Origin of the sequence: Aminobacter sp. Y103A (genome assembly GCF_030294925.1) — a bacterium.
GTDB classification, from domain to species: Bacteria; Pseudomonadota; Alphaproteobacteria; order Rhizobiales; family Rhizobiaceae; genus Aminobacter; species Aminobacter ciceronei.
This window is the reverse complement of the sequence record NZ_AP017986.1, coordinates 3,526,790-3,541,397: the sequence shown is the minus strand read 5'-3', so window position 1 is coordinate 3,541,397 and position 14,608 is coordinate 3,526,790. Positions and strand designations below refer to the sequence as shown.

General features: G+C 63.8%; 15 protein-coding genes. 10 read left to right on the top strand and 5 right to left on the bottom strand.

The window, feature by feature from the left end; translation table 11 throughout:
* Positions 1–9 precede the first annotated feature (9 nt).
* The 4 genes from Amn_RS17400 to Amn_RS17385 all read right to left on the bottom strand — a co-directional run bounded on the left by Amn_RS17400 (position 10) and on the right by Amn_RS17385 (position 2,831).
* A complete protein-coding gene (locus tag Amn_RS17400) occupies positions 10–777 on the bottom strand; it encodes a formyl transferase (RefSeq protein ID WP_286290783.1) in 768 nt (255 codons plus the stop codon).
* A gap of 5 nt (positions 778–782) precedes the next feature.
* Positions 783–1,442: an exopolysaccharide biosynthesis protein gene (locus Amn_RS17395; RefSeq protein WP_067960940.1), complete on the bottom strand. Its 660-nt coding sequence runs from the start codon at positions 1,440–1,442 to the stop codon at positions 783–785.
* Between the two features lie 128 nt (positions 1,443–1,570).
* A complete protein-coding gene (locus Amn_RS17390) occupies positions 1,571–2,146 on the bottom strand; it encodes a DUF4893 domain-containing protein (protein WP_067960942.1) in 576 nt (191 codons plus the stop codon).
* Between the two features lie 37 nt (positions 2,147–2,183).
* On the bottom strand, positions 2,184–2,831 hold the full coding sequence (locus tag Amn_RS17385) for a DUF1638 domain-containing protein (protein WP_067960943.1): 648 nt from the start codon (positions 2,829–2,831) through the stop codon (positions 2,184–2,186).
* Positions 2,832–2,896: 65 nt separating this feature from the next.
* Here Amn_RS17385 and Amn_RS17380 point away from each other — a divergent pair, with 65 nt between their 5' ends.
* The gene (locus tag Amn_RS17380; protein ID WP_067960946.1) at positions 2,897–3,031 is read left to right on the top strand and encodes an entericidin A/B family lipoprotein; all 135 of its coding nucleotides are present in this window, start codon (positions 2,897–2,899) and stop codon (positions 3,029–3,031) included.
* Positions 3,032–3,123: 92 nt separating this feature from the next.
* Here Amn_RS17380 and Amn_RS17375 read toward each other — a convergent pair whose 3' ends face one another.
* Positions 3,124–3,822: a cobalamin B12-binding domain-containing protein gene (locus Amn_RS17375; RefSeq protein WP_067960949.1), complete on the bottom strand. Its 699-nt coding sequence runs from the start codon at positions 3,820–3,822 to the stop codon at positions 3,124–3,126.
* 267 nt (positions 3,823–4,089) lie between these two features.
* Here Amn_RS17375 and Amn_RS17370 point away from each other — a divergent pair, with 267 nt between their 5' ends.
* The 9 genes from Amn_RS17370 to Amn_RS17330 all read left to right on the top strand — a co-directional run bounded on the left by Amn_RS17370 (position 4,090) and on the right by Amn_RS17330 (position 14,517).
* Positions 4,090–5,664, top strand: a complete 1,575-nt coding sequence (locus tag Amn_RS17370) for a trimethylamine methyltransferase family protein (RefSeq protein WP_067960954.1) — start codon at positions 4,090–4,092, stop codon at positions 5,662–5,664.
* A gap of 96 nt (positions 5,665–5,760) precedes the next feature.
* Positions 5,761–6,444, top strand: coding sequence for a 4Fe-4S dicluster domain-containing protein (locus tag Amn_RS17365; protein ID WP_286290769.1), 684 nt, complete (start codon positions 5,761–5,763; stop codon positions 6,442–6,444).
* A 96-nt stretch (positions 6,445–6,540) separates the two neighbouring features.
* The gene (locus Amn_RS17360) at positions 6,541–7,218 is read left to right on the top strand and encodes a FadR/GntR family transcriptional regulator (protein WP_192319985.1); all 678 of its coding nucleotides are present in this window, start codon (positions 6,541–6,543) and stop codon (positions 7,216–7,218) included.
* The gene (locus Amn_RS17355) at positions 7,215–8,525 is read left to right on the top strand and encodes a CynX/NimT family MFS transporter (protein WP_286290767.1); all 1,311 of its coding nucleotides are present in this window, start codon (positions 7,215–7,217) and stop codon (positions 8,523–8,525) included. Before Amn_RS17360 ends, Amn_RS17355 begins: the two co-directional genes overlap by 4 nt.
* A 60-nt stretch (positions 8,526–8,585) precedes the next feature.
* Entirely contained in the window at positions 8,586–9,317 is a 732-nt protein-coding gene (locus tag Amn_RS17350) for a dienelactone hydrolase family protein (RefSeq protein WP_263006736.1), read from the top strand.
* Positions 9,318–9,430: 113 nt separating this feature from the next.
* Positions 9,431–10,609 (top strand): BaiN/RdsA family NAD(P)/FAD-dependent oxidoreductase, encoded by a 1,179-nt coding sequence (locus Amn_RS17345; RefSeq protein ID WP_067960970.1) that lies wholly within the window; start codon positions 9,431–9,433, stop codon positions 10,607–10,609.
* 115 nt (positions 10,610–10,724) lie between these two features.
* Complete coding sequence (locus Amn_RS17340; protein ID WP_263006737.1) at positions 10,725–11,810, top strand: hypothetical protein; 1,086 nt, start codon at positions 10,725–10,727, stop codon at positions 11,808–11,810.
* Positions 11,811–11,911: 101 nt separating this feature from the next.
* Positions 11,912–12,472, top strand: a complete 561-nt coding sequence (locus Amn_RS17335; RefSeq protein WP_263006738.1) for an RNA polymerase sigma factor — start codon at positions 11,912–11,914, stop codon at positions 12,470–12,472.
* A 2-nt stretch (positions 12,473–12,474) separates the two neighbouring features.
* A complete protein-coding gene (locus Amn_RS17330) occupies positions 12,475–14,517 on the top strand; it encodes a vWA domain-containing protein (protein ID WP_286290758.1) in 2,043 nt (680 codons plus the stop codon).
* Positions 14,518–14,608 lie beyond the last annotated feature (91 nt).

Sequence of the window (14,608 nt, the reverse complement as noted above, 5' to 3'; positions counted from 1 at the left end):
CAGACGCGTCTACCAGACGCCGCGGCGGATGCCCGTCCAGAGATACTGCCAGATGGTCGGATGGTACCATTGGCGTGATGGGAGGCCGGTGTCGATCGGCGTCATTCGGCCGGCACGCACGTCCTCGATGGCCCGGATGCAGATGTCGCGTGAAAAGGCAGCCTGGCGCATCGCATAGCTCGCGATAGTGTCGCCTTTTCCAGGAGTTCCGCGTGCCTGGTAGAGGACGGAGCCGGTGTCTACACCGGCATCGACGATATGCACTGTCGAGCCGAAATTGCCGTGGTCGCCGGTGGCAAGCGCCCAATAGCCGCCGTTCATGCCGCGGTATTTCGGGTTGATGCCGGAGTGATAGTTGATGACAGGGCAGGGGATGGCGGCAAGCGTCCTGGCCGACAACAGCCGGCAGCTGGCGAGGAACATCACCGCTGGTTCCAGCTTGCGGACGACGTCGATCAGTTCGGGGGCATTGGCGGAGGAGACCGGAACGATCTCCTGGCTGGCGCGCGGCACGATTTCCAGCTTTTCATCAGCAATAATGCGCTCGATGCCACCGCTCACGAGGCTCTTGGCTGCACGGATGAGCACCATGGTGCCCAACTGACCGGCGACAGAGATCCAGCCGAGTTTTTTGGCGCGGCGCCTCATCAGTTCACGCTTGGAGTAGGGCGTTTCCAGAACGACAGTGACGGGGCCGAAGCGATCGGTCAGGCTGTTGATGATTGCCCAGATATGTTCGCCGCCTTCAGTCACGAAGACGATCGGCCTGCGATCCATTCAGTCTACCCCAGCCAGGCCAGGAAGGCGTGCGTGGCAAAGCCGGCGCCGCCGACGACCGCACAAACGACGGCAAGCGATGCCACGCCGACGACGCTGCCGACGGCAAACAGGATACCGTCGCGCTCCGACAACGCCAGGCCGAGCAGCGCCGTAGCAAAGGCCGGCAGCCAATTGCCGAACGGGATCGGGAGCGTGATCGAAACGGATAGAACAAGCGCGATGATGCCGATGACGCGGTCCCCGCGCTTGCGCCAGAACGGCCAGTAGCGCGGACGCACCACTTGCTCAAGGCGGATCAGCCTGGGAACGACCCAGTCAGTGACCGTGCGGAACTGTTCCGCCGACAGCGAGCGCTGGGTGATGAAGTCGGGCAGCCAGGCGCGATTGCTGCCGAAGGCCATCTGTGCTGCGACGATCAGCAGCGGCAGGCCAAGCACCGCTGAGGCGCCCGGTGGCAGCGGCAGCATGTTGAAGGCGGCAAACAGCACCAGAAGCGGCGCGAAACTGCGCTTGCCCAGCGTGTCCCTGATGTCGCCGATCGAGATGCTGCCTTTGGCGTCGCGGGCGAGCTGGGCGAAGATCGCTGACAAGCGCCGGCCACGACGGCGCTTCGGCGCCGCATCGAATTCGCCTGCGTCGGTTTGCTTGTCTTGCCCTAACATTCAGCCTTCAGCCCACTTGCGGCCCGCTTTCCAACGCGCCAATCCCCATCGCAGTGTGCGACGGCCAGGTTAATCCTTGATGACCCCGGAGGGTGCGAATGTGATGTCGCTTCGCGCAGAATGCAACATCAACGGCGGAATTCGATGATGTCCAGCTTCGATTCGTATCGCGGCGCCGGAAACTCGATGCGCCATTCTGCCTGCCCGCTGCGGAAGGCATAGCCGACCTGGTCGGTATCTGGGCCACGGCCATAGGCCTTGGGCTTTTCGCCCGAGACAAAGCCGGAGCCGAGATAGATCAGTCTGCTGTCGCCGTCGGTATAGAAGCGGCCCTTGGTGCGCTGCGAGCCGGAAATCTTCTCCAGCATCCAGCCCGAGCCGTCGTCGCTGACCTTGCATTTGAACCAGCCGTAGACGACGAGCGGGCCGAGGCCGCCGGCCTTGATGGTGCGGCACTGCCAGTTGCCGGTCATGTCGAAATCGGAAAACGACATGGGCTTTTTGGCGACGATCGCGTCGAGCACGGCGACCTCGCGTGCCTGGCCTGCCTTGGCCTCCTGAAGCGCTCCCTTACGCGTGGCTTCGTACTTTTCGAGTCTGGCCTTGTCTGCCGGTGTGATCAGCTTCTGCACCACGCCGTCGGCATGCGTGAAGGTCGCCGTGGTTGCTAGAGCAGCAGCAAGAATCAGTCGTCGAAAAGCCATGGCAAACCTCTGTAAAGGCCGAACCTCAGGGGAGGAATCAGGCTCTTTGATGATGTGCCGCAGCGTCCGATGCGTTGGCAAGGGCCTCGGGCAGGTCGCCATAGCCGGTGGCGCGACGCTCGTAGACGAGGCCGAGCATTCTGGCGGCATCCTCGGCGACCTTGTCGAGCGCGGGGTCGTCGGTCTGGGCGAGGTAGATCAGCTTCTCGTAGTTGCCGAAATAGTCCTTCACCAGCTCGGGATGCCGGTCGAGGCCGAGCGGCTTGATGAAGAAGGCATCGAACTGCCGACAGAGGAAATCGGTCATGTAGAACGACATCATGTCGGCCTCGCCGACTTGCGCATAGGCAGCAGCACCCTGGTAGAAGGCAAAGCAATGCGGGCCGGCGATGCGCTCGACGCCATGCTTTTCGCAGACACGGTCGAGCAGGCCGCCGGTGCCGCAGTCGGCATAGCCGACATAGATGTGCCGATACCCCTCCGCCTTCGCTTCGGTGATCGCCTGGTCCATGGCAGGCGCGATCCGGCTGGGGTGGAAATGGAAATCGGCCGGCAGGCAGGTCAGCTCGAGATGATCGAGCGCGAGCTGCTGCTTGACCGCCAAAACCTCGCGCGCAATCATGCCGCAGCCTATGACCAGCAGCCTGTCTTCGACGTCGGGTTTCGTTGTCTGCTTTGCGGCCATGGAACCAGTCGATCCGGCCTTCGTTGCTCTAGGACGAAGTTTATCGAGAGAGGGAGACACCGTCCATGAAACTGTCACGTCTGGCACCGATCGCCGTCATTGCCTGCGCGCTTGCACTGGCCTCCTGCGCCAACACCATTCGCGGCGTCGGCAAGGATGTCAAAGGTACGGCGAACGCCATCGAGGACACAGTCCAATAAGGCACCATACCGCCGCATTTCTCAGATTGGCCGAACTCAGATCGGCCAGATCGCAATGAAAGGGCCGCGCCGCAAGGGGCGGCCCTTTGTCGTCAGCCGGCCGCGCGCAGGTTGTGCTTGCGCTTCATGTAGTCCTTGGCGGTTTCGACAGCCACAGCCGCATCGCGGCAATAGGCGTCGGCACCGACGGCCTTGCCGAATTCCTCGTTGAGCGGCGCGCCGCCGACCAGCACGACATAGTCGTCGCGGATGCCCTTTTCCTTCATCGTGTCGATGACGACTTTCATGTAGGGCATGGTCGTGGTCAGCAGCGCCGACATGCCGATGATGTCGGGCTGATGCTCTTCGATCGCATTGAGATAATTCTCGACCGGATTGTTGATGCCGAGGTCGATGACGTCGAAGCCGGCGCCTTCCATCATCATGCCGACGAGGTTCTTGCCGATGTCGTGAATGTCGCCCTTGACGGTGCCGATCACCATCTTGCCCTGCTTGGGAGCGCCGGTGGCGGCGAGCAGCGGGCGCAGGATGTGCATGCCCGCCTTCATGGCGTTGGCCGAGAGCAAAACTTCCGGCACGAACAGAATGCCGTCGCGGAAATCCTCGCCGACGATGCGCATGCCTTCGACCAGTGCTTCGGTGAGCACCTTGTAGGGCGCCCAGCCACGCTCGAGCAGGATGTTGGTCCCTTCCTCGATTTCTTCCTTGAGCCCGTCATACAGGTCGTCGTGCATCTGCTGCACGAGTTCGTCGTCGGAAAGCTCGGACAGGATGATTTCGTCGTCGGACATCTTCTAAGGCTCCCTCGAGGCAGCGCTAAAGTGCGGCTTGCTGATGTTGCGCTATACCTAGCTTGCAAGTGCCGCAAATCCATAGCTGATTTGCGACCTCCTGCAAAACGAAAGCGACTGGCAGTCCGGCTGTCGTCTTGGCTGTCGGCTTGTCGATTTTGCGACAGGCGTTGGCGCTGGCGAGCCGTTTCGATATGGGTGCATGATTACGATCCGTCGTAGAGCCGCATGGGCGGCGAAAAACGGATTCTTACGGAAGGCAGAGCCATGGGCGAAGACGCGGCAGTCGAGCAGGAACAAGCGGGCGGCAGGCGCGGGCGTGGCGCAAGCGGTGGCGCGGCTGCGCGACGCGCAGCACGCAGCGGTGGCGGGCCGGGCACGCAGCTCACCTACATCAAGCGCAAGGTGAACGTGTATGAGGTGCTCAACGAGGAGGGCCTCGCCCTCATCGAGAAGAACGCCGACACGGTGCTGGAAGAAATCGGCATCGAGTTCCGCGACGACGCCGAAGCGCTGGCGTTGTGGAAGGAAGCCGGCGCCGACGTCAAGGGCGAACGGGTCCACTTCCCCAAGGGGCTGTGCCGCGAACTGCTGAAGACGGCGCCTTCTGTTTACACCCAGCATGCGCGCAACCCCGAGCGTTCGGTGCAGATCGGCGGTGATGCTACCGTCTTTGCGCCGGTCTACGGCCCGCCCTTCGTGCGCGACCTCGACGGCAACAGGCGCTACGCGACGATCGAGGATTTTCGCAACTTCGTGAAGCTGGCCTATATGGCGCCGTCGATCCACCATTCGGGCGGCACGGTGTGCGAGCCTGTCGATGTGCCTGTCAACAAGCGCCACCTCGACATGGTCTACAGCCACATCAAATATTCCGACAAACCGTTCATGGGCTCGGTGACCGCACCCGAACGCGCCGAGGACACGGTGGCGATGGCCAAAATCGTGTTCGGCGACGACTTCGTCGAGAACAACACGGTTCTGACCAGCCTGATCAATGCCAACTCGCCGATGGTCTTCGACGAGACCATGCTGGGCGCGGCCAAGGTCTATGCGCGCCACAATCAGGCCTGCATCGTGACGCCGTTCATTCTGGCCGGCGCAATGAGCCCGGTGACGGTTGCCGGTACGCTGACCCAGGTTCTGGCCGAGGTGCTGGCCGGCGCTTCGTTCACCCAGCTGATCCGCAAGGGCGCCCCTGTGCTGTTCGGCACCTTCGCCTCGTCGATCTCGATGCAGTCGGGTGCGCCGACCTTCGGTACGCCGGAGCCGACGCTGGTGTCCTACGGCGCCGCCCAGTTGGCGCGCCGCCTCGGCCTGCCGTTCCGCACCGGCGGCTCGCTCTGCGCCTCGAAGGTCCCGGACGCGCAGGCGGCCTATGAAAGCGCCAACACGTTGAACTCGACGCTTTTGGCTGGCACCAATTTTGTGCTGCATTCGGCCGGCTGGCTCGAGGGTGGTCTCGCCTCGTGCTACGAGAAGTTCATGATGGACATCGACCAGCTCGGCATGCAGCAGAAATTTGCCGAGGGCGTCGATCTCTCCGAAAACGGCCAGGCCATGGACGCCATCCGCCAGGTCGGGCCCGGCAGCCACTATCTCGGCTGCGACCATACCCAGGCGAACTTCCAGACCGCGTTCTACCGCTCGAGCATCGCCGACAACAATTCCTACGAGCAGTGGCTGGCCGAAGGACAGAAGACGGCACCGCAGCGTGCCAACGAGCTCGCCCGCCGCTGGCTCGAAAGCTACGAGGCGCCGTATCTCGATCCCAGCATCGACGACGGCCTTAAGGACTTCATTGCTGCGAAGAAGGCGTCGATGCCCGACGCCTTCACGTGAAAGGAGCCCGTTTCAGGCGGGGCTAAAGTCGCCAGCATCATTCACAAGGAAGTCTGGCGGAGCGCATTCTCCGATCCGGACAAGAAGGGGTGACGCTTGACGTCCCCCGACCTTGATGAGATTTCCGCCGCGCTGGCCGATCATGGCCTCATCCACCGCGGCGGTTTTGCTTTTGACCACAGCAATCCAGCACCGGGCGGTCCGGTGGGCAAGCCGGCGCGGTCGGTGTTGCTGGTGGGGCAGGCAGGGGCGGCCGTCTGGCCGTACTTCCTGCGCTGGCGCGAGGCGCAGCCGGCTGACCTCGAAAATCCGCTCGACAGCTGGGCGCGCGAGGTGATCGGCGATGTCGCGCGCAAGTTCGGCGCGCGTGCGGTGTCGCCGTCCGACAAGCCCTATCTGCCGTTTCAGCAATGGGCGATGCGCGCGGAAGGCCTCAGGCCGTCGCCGTTGGGCATTCTGATGCACCCCGAATATGGGCTCTGGCATGCCTATCGCGGGGCGCTGCTGTTCGAGGCCGAACTTGAGTTCGCCGAAGTTCGCGAACAGAATCACCTTTGCGACCTATGCCCAGGAAAACCCTGTCTTAAAGCCTGTCCCGTCGATGCCTATTCGGAGGCGGGTTTCGCCTATGAGCGATGCCTGGAGCATGTACGCGGCGCCTCGGGTGGGGGGTGCCGGACGCAAGGCTGCCTCGATCGCCATGCCTGTCCCTACGGGCTTGCCTATCGGTATCCGGCCGATGTGCAGGCCTTTCACATGAAGAGCTACGCCGGCCTCTGAGCTCGCCCACTGGCCCAATCGCTTTCCTGGCTCGCTTGTTGCCTTCGCGAGCTGACGGGCTTATCCAAGTCATCGGATGACTTGATGAATATAGCCATGCAGCCTGCCACACGAACCAACCTCACCGACAGCGTCGCCGATAGCCTAAGGGCCGAAATTGTCAGCGGCCGCTGGGCCGTGGGCGAGCGTATTCCCAATGAAGCGGCACTCACCGACCTGCTTTCGGTAAGCCGCGGCACGGTGCGCGAAGCTGTCCGCGCCCTGGTCTCGCAAGGCTTGCTGGATACGCGGCAAGGGTCGGGCACCTATGTCCGCTCGGCGGTCGATCCGTCGGCGGCGCTGGATCGCGTCAAGCGCGCCGGCCTGCGCGACCAATGGGAGACGCGCGCAGCCCTGGACGCCGAGGCGGCGCGGCTGGCAGCGCAGCGCCACACACCAGCCGATCTGGTGAAGATGCGCCGGTTGCTGGAGGCGCGTGGCACGGTTGCCGATGGCGGGCACGAGGCCTTCATTCGCCGCGACATCGCCTTCCACAAGTCGGTCGTCGAGGCCTCAGGCAACCGGGCAATGATTGAACTCTACGACTTCTTCACCGGCGCCATCGCCGAGACGATCAAGGCGACGCTGGCCGGCGAACTGCCCGAGCCCGACGCGACGGCCCACGCGGCCATCGTCGATGCCGTCGCCTCCGGCGATCCGGACAGGGCTGCCGCGGCAGTCCGCGCCTTCATGGCGCCGGTGCTTCTCGAACTCGACAGGTTGCTTGACCAATGAACCAGAGCATTGTTCCGGCCGGCCGGCCTGCCGAGGCCGTCGCCATCGATGGTCTCGACGACCAGCTTGTCGATGCCGAGATCGACAGCCTGCCGGCACCGCAGGCGCCCGTCCTGCGCAGCGGCATGGCGCGTTTTGTGCTCGGCGCCAGCCTGGTGCTGATCGCCTTCAATCTCAGGCCGATCTTTTCCAGCCTCTCCGTGCTGTTGCCGGAGGTGATGCAGGCAACCGGCCTGTCGCCCGCCGGCGCCAGCCTTTTGACGACGCTGCCGGTGCTCTGCCTCGGCCTGTTCGCGCCGCTGGCGCCAAAGCTGGCGCAGCGCTTCGGCGCCGAGCGCACGCTGCTGTTTGCGCTGGCGCTGCTGGCCCTTGGCACTGTCCTTCGTGGTCTCGGCACCGTGCCGCTGCTGTTCATCGCGAGCTTTATGGCCGGCGCCGCAATCGCCATCGGCAACGTGCTCTTGCCCGGGCTGGTCAAGCGCGACTTCCCCGACAAGGCGGCGATGATGACCGGGCTCTATACGATGGCGCTTTGCGCTGGTGCTGCTTCGGCCTCGGGGCTGACACTGCCCATAGAACATCTGTTGACGGGCTCCTGGTCTGGCGCGCTCGCTGCCTGGGCGGTTCCCGCCTTCATCGTGCTGCTCATCTGGACACCGCAGGCGCTCGGCAGCCGCAGGCAGGCGAGCCAAAGCGGCTTCCGCGTCGTCGGCCTGTGGCGCGACCGGTTGGCCTGGCAGGTCACCTTGTTCATGGGGCTGCAGTCGGCGCTCGCCTATTGCGTCTTCGGCTGGCTGGCGCCGATCCTGCGCGAGCGCGGCTTCGATGCCACGACGGCCGGCGCGATCGTCTCGCTGTCGGTCATGGCGCAGGTTGTGACCTGCCTTGCCGTGCCTTCGATCGCCATCCGCCGCAAGGACCAGCGCGGCGTCAATGTGGCGCTCGTCGTGGCTGCCGTAACGGCATTGCTCGGCATCCTGTTTGCGCCGACCTCGACGATCCTGTTCTGGGCCGTGCTGCAGGGCATCGGCCAGGGTGGGCTGATTGCCGCCGCCATGACGCTGATCGTGCTGCGCTCGCCGGATTCCCATGTCGCGGCCCATCTCTCCGGCATGGCGCAGGGCGTGGGCTACACGCTGGCGGCCATAGGCCCGCTGCTGGTCGGGCTGATCCGCAACTGGACCGGCAGCTTCGCCGCCTCTTCGGTGCTGTTCGTGGCCCTTGGCCTTGGCGTTGCGATCACGGGACTGGGCGCGGGCAGGGCGCTGCATGTCGGCGCGCGCACCGAGCGGACCATTGCCGCCTGAGCTTGTCTGGCGGGCCGAAGTCCCTATGTTCGCGACGGGGCAGACAGAAGGAACCTTGCCATGCCGACCAAGCGCGAGATTGAGATCAGGACGGCGGATGGCGTTTGCAAGGCCGGGCTGTTCGGACCTGCCAAGGCGAAAGCCGGGGTGATCCTCTATATGGATGCCTTCGGTCCGCGCCCGGCGCTGGACGAGATGGCCGAACGGCTGGGCAGCCACGGCTATGCGGTGCTGGTGCCCGACCTGTTCTATCGTGCAGGCGCCTATGGTCCGTTCGACGCCAAGACGGCCTTCGTCGAGGAGAAGACGCGGACCGAGTTGCGTGCCCTGATCGGCGGCACGACGCAGGAGATGACCGCACGCGACACGGCCTCCTTCATCGACGCGTTGGCAAAGGCCGGCGCAACAGGCCCGATTGGCACTGTCGGCTATTGCATGGGCGGCTCGCGTGCGCTCAACGCTGCCGCCGCCCATCCGGGCCGCATCGTGGCCGCGGCAAGCTTCCATGGCGGCAATCTGGCCAGCGATGCGACCGGTAGCCCACACCGCAGCGCCGCAAAGATCAAGGCGCGTGTCTATGTCGGCTCTGCCGGTGTCGACGGCAGCTTCCCGCCGGAACAGTCGGCAATCCTGGCCGAGAGCCTGCGCACTGCCGGCGTTGACCACATTCTCGAAAACTATGTCGGCATGGGCCATGGCTGGTGCGTATCCGACCACGGCGTCTACGATGCCGCCGGTGCCGAACGCCACTGGAAGCGGCTGACGGCGTTGTTTGAGGAAACGCTGGCATAACTTCCAACTTTGCCATCCCGACAGCTTCGGCTATCAGGCACCGAACAGCTTGATCCGACAACCAGGGTTCGCGCGCCGGCAAGGCGGCGACGGACCAGCGGGAACACTCCGGAATGCAGTCCTTTGATGTCGTGGTGATCGGCGCCGGCGCGGCCGGCATGATGTGCGCCGTGGAAGCCGGCAAGCGCGGCCGCTCGGTGCTGGTCGTCGATCACGCTTCGGCGCCCGGCGAAAAGATACGGATTTCCGGCGGCGGGCGCTGCAACTTCACCAACATCCACGCCAGCCCGAAGAATTTTCTGTCGCAGAACCCGCATTTCTGCATCTCGGCGCTGAGCCGCTACACCCAGCGCAATTTCATCGGCCTCGTCGAGCGCTACGGCATCGCCTATCACGAGAAGACGCTCGGCCAACTGTTCTGCGACGGCTCGGCACGCCAGATCATTGAGATGATGGTCGAGGAAATGCGCGAAAACGGCGCCGAGCTGAGGCTGTCGACCGCGGTGGAGGACATCAGCAGGACGGCCGACGGGTTCGAGCTGTTTGTCTCCGGCAGTCGGGTCGCGTGCAAGTCGCTGGTGGTCGCCTGCGGCGGCAAGTCCATCCCCAAGATGGGGGCGACCGGTTTCGGCTACGAGATTGCTGCGCAGTTCGGGCTGCCCGTGGTCGAGACGCGGCCAGCGCTGGTGCCGCTGACCTTCGACGCCAACACCTTGCAGAAATTGACCCCGCTCGCCGGCATCGCTGTCGATGCCGATGTTGCCTGCGGCAAGACCAGCTTCTCCGAAGCCATGTTGTTCACCCACCGCGGCATCAGCGGGCCGTCGATCCTGCAGATCTCGTCCTACTGGCGCGAGGGCGACGAAATCGCGATCTCGATGCTGCCGGGCAGCGACGTCGCGGCGATCCTACGCGAGGCCAAGCGCGCCAACGGGCGCCAGGCGGTGCAGACCGTTCTCGCCGCCCACCTGCCCAAGAAGCTGGCCCAGGCGATTGCCGAACGGCTCGGCTTCAACGGCAATCTCGCCGATCTGAACGATACGCATCTGAAAGCCGTCGATGCTGCTGTCAATCAGTGGCGTATCAAGCCTGCCGGGTCCGAGGGTTATCGTACGGCGGAAGTGACGCTTGGCGGCGTCGACACCAGGTCGCTCGACCAGAAGACGATGCAGGTGAAATCGGTGCCGGGCCTTTTCTTCATCGGCGAGGTCGTCGACGTCACCGGCTGGCTCGGCGGCTACAATTTCCAGTGGGCATGGTCGTCGGGCTGGGCGGCCGGGCAGGCAGCCTGATCTTGCTCATCCCTGTTTTCGTTGTGCATCCAACGCACCCGCATCGCAACATCCTGCGGATACACAGGTTTCCGATACCGACTGCCACCTGAATCAATCACAAGGTGTGGTGCGGATGTTCTCGACAATCAAGGCGTTTGCCGTTTCGCTGGCGCTCGGCGGCGCGCTGGCGATGCCTGTTTTGGCCGACCAGCAACAATGCTCGTGCAAGAACCTGCAAAGCGTCCAGGAAGAACTCAGAAACGCCGACTACGCAGCAAAGTTCTTCGCCGACATGGCAGCACAGCTCAAGGCAGTCGAGGACCCGCTGATCGAGGCGCACAAAATCCCGACGCATCCGGATTCCGACGTCAGCATCTATCACCGCTCGTCGCTGAAACGGACCGAAATCATGGGGAGGTTCAGCTTACCCCACCGTCCCGCCCATGGTTACACCGGGCCAGCGACGGTCGACATGAAATATGGCAGCTGCGAGCAGCAACCCGCTGCGCTCGAAGCCTTGAAAGCAGGCTCGCAATGCAAGGAACTCGCGGATTTCGCGCTCGAGCACGAAGCTGTTCACCGGGCGAAATGCGCAAGAGACACCGCCACCATCTACTGGGACAGACTGCCGAGCCACTTCGCAGCTGAGGAAGCGGAGCGCTATCGCGAACAGGCCAAGGCGACACGCGCATTGCTCAAGCGCATCGTCGACCAAGGGACGGTTACCATCGAGGCAAAGCTCGAGCCGCGCATCAAGGGGCCGCAGTTCGACGTGACCTACTCCTATGTCACCCAGTCCGTGGAGATGGAGGGCAACAGTTCGCCGGGATCCGACACATGGATGCTGAAGGGGAAAACGCGTCGGGCAGGCAAGATCAAGAGCGTCAGGATTGCCGGTATGTCATGCACTTCGAGCGGACAGATCAACGACGACATCGACATGGCGCTGGAGCTCGACGGGTTGACCATGGCTCTCGACAACAAGTCGAAAGGCCGGCCGGGCGACGTGAAGATCCGCTGCAAGGGCGGCCATGGCATGTCGATGCGGCCGCAAGGAGAAGTCGACGGCGGCAATGTCTTCGCCAATGAGAGCTTCACCGTCGACACCGAGGTGTCCCAGGATGTCAGCACCTTGCCGTTTGCCAAATATGTCACCGGCGGCATGTCCGTCAGCGGCAAGAACACGGTAAGCGTCAAGCTGGTCTGCCCCGGCTCGTGACGGAGGTGTCGCGCCGCCCGGCATGTCTTGGGTTGGCGCCGAAACTTTTTTTTCGCAGCACCCCAAGGATTGCCTCAAAGCTTTCGTCCAACGGACAAATGATGGCGATGATGCTGGACGAAAGCGAAGCCTCCGACGGCGATCTGGTCGGACGAGCGTGCGATGGCGACAGGACAGCTTTCGGCGAACTCGTCGAAAGGCATTACGGATTCGTCCACCGTGTCGCTTGGCGCTGGTGCGGCAACAGATCGGATGCCGAAGACATTGCCCAGGAGGTCTGTGCGCGGCTGGGCCAGGCCATTCGCGACTATCGCGGCGGTGCCGCCTTCACGACATGGCTCTATGCGATGACGCTGAATGCCGCGCGCGACATGCAGCGCAAATCGGCGCGCGAGACGGCGAAGACCACCGCCTATGGCGTCCATGCGCTTGTCGCGGGAGATGGCGGGCCGGAAACGGAAGATCCGACTGAGCGGATGTGGGCGGCGGTCAGGCAACTGCCGGACAAGCAGCGCGACGCGATCCTTCTCGTCTATGGCGAGGGCTTGAGCCATGCGGCGGCGGCGGACGCCATGGCGATCGCCGAGGCCACCGTGTCCTGGCACATCCATGAAGCGAAGAAACGGCTGAAGCTGCTCATGCGCTCGGCCGGGGAAGAGTGACCATGGTCGACGATAACGAACTCGACATGCTGCGCAACACTCCGACGCCCGCTCCAGGCACCGAGGCCAAGGCGCGCGCGCTTGCCGCGGCGATGGCAGCCTACGACCTCGAAAAAAATTCCGCGGCCACCCAAGGAACCGTCAATGCCGGTCGTCTCACCGAACGAGCACGAAAGCTCTGGAGAGACATCATGCAAAAGAAGCTGATTGCAGCGCCGGCCTTTGCCGGTCTCGTTGCCCTGCCGCTCGCCGGCTATGCCACATTCTATCTGATGGAGGGCTCGCCGTTCAATTTCGGCGCCGAGCAGGAGATCGCCGATGTGCCTTCCGGGCGCTTGAAGGAGCCGCTTGCCGCCGCGTTGAAGAAGACCGATTCAGGCGCGGCGCAGACCGCGCCGGCCAAACCGGTGGCTGCTGCCTCGCAGGCGGCCAAGGCGGAGGCAAAAGCGACAGCCGAAGAAGCTGCTGTCATGAACGAGGCGGCGCCGGCCGTGCCGGCGCCGGCACCGCTGGCCGACGCGGCAGCGCAGGTGAGCCGCATGTCCGCGCCGACGCTGACAACCGAGCTGCAGGGCGTGATCGCGCCCTCCGACATGCCGATGGCTCCGCCGGAAAACCGCGATCGCGTCGAGGATTTCAAGACCAATCCGGTGCGTTTGGCGCTCGAGGATCCGGTCTCGACATTTTCCATCGATGTCGACACAGCCTCTTATTCCTTCGCTCGCCGTTTGCTGAAGGAAGGGGTTCTGCCTCAGCCCGACACGGTACGGGTCGAGGAAATGATCAACTACTTCCCCTATGACTGGAAGGGGCCGGAGGCGATCGCCACGCCGTTCAACACCACCGTCAGCGTCATGCCGACGCCGTGGAACGAGCACAGCAAGCTGATGCACGTCGCGATCAAGGGCTATGACGTCAAGCCGACCGAGCAGCCGAAGGCCAATCTGGTGTTCCTGATCGACGTGTCGGGCTCGATGGACGAGCCGGACAAGCTGCCGTTGCTGCGCTCGGCCTTCCGCCTCCTGGTCAACAAGCTCAATGCCGACGACACGGTTTCGATCGTCACCTATGCCGGCAACGCGGGTACCGTGCTCGAACCGACCAAGGCGTCGGACCGGGAAAAGATACTGTCGGCCATCGACACGCTGGCCCCTGGCGGCTCGACTGCCGGCGAAGCGGGCATTCGCGAAGCCTATCGGCTGGCGCAAAAATCCTTCGTCAAGGACGGCATCAATCGTGTGATGCTGGCGACCGACGGCGACTTCAATGTCGGCCAGACCGATGACGACGAGCTCAAGCGGCTGATCGAGGACAAGCGCAAGTCGGGCGTGTTCCTGTCGGTGTTCGGCTTCGGCCGCGGCAATCTCAACGACCAGATGATGCAGACCATCGCCCAGAACGGCAATGGCACGGCGGCCTATATCGACACGCTGGCCGAAGCCGAGAAGGTGCTGGTGCAGGATGCCTCCTCGACGCTGTTCCCGATTGCCAAAGACGTCAAGATACAGGTCGAGTTCAATCCGGCTGCCGTCGCCGAATATCGGCTCATCGGCTACGAGACTCGTGCGCTCAATCGCGAGGACTTCAACAACGATCGCGTCGATGCCGGCGAGATCGGCTCCGGCCATTCGGTGACGGCGATCTACGAGATCACGCCCAAGGGCAGCCCGTCGCTGGCGATGGACCCGTTGCGCTACGGCCAGGCTTCGACAGGCAATGGCGGCGTCGCCGATGCCGACGAGTATGCTTTCGTGAAGATCCGCTACAAGGCGCCTGATGGCGACGTGAGCAAGCTGATCACCACGCCGGTGACGAAGACGAACGAAGTCGCGAGCTTCGACGGCGCCGGCACCGATCAGCGGTTCTCGGTGGCGGTTGCGGCCTTCGGCCAGAAACTGCGCGACGAGGACGCGACAGCCAGGTTCGGCTTTGACCGGATCGCCGAGATCGCCTCGGCGGCGCGCGGTGCCGATCCCTATGGCTATCGCGCCGAATTCCTGTCGCTGGTGCGGCTGGCATCGTCGCTCCAGGGCAACAAGCAGTAAGGCAACAGGCAAGGGCAGGTGGGCCGGCCGGCGGAAAGGGGGCTTTCCGCCGGCCATTCTTTTGTGATCTCCGGCGGCGGAAAGGGGGCTT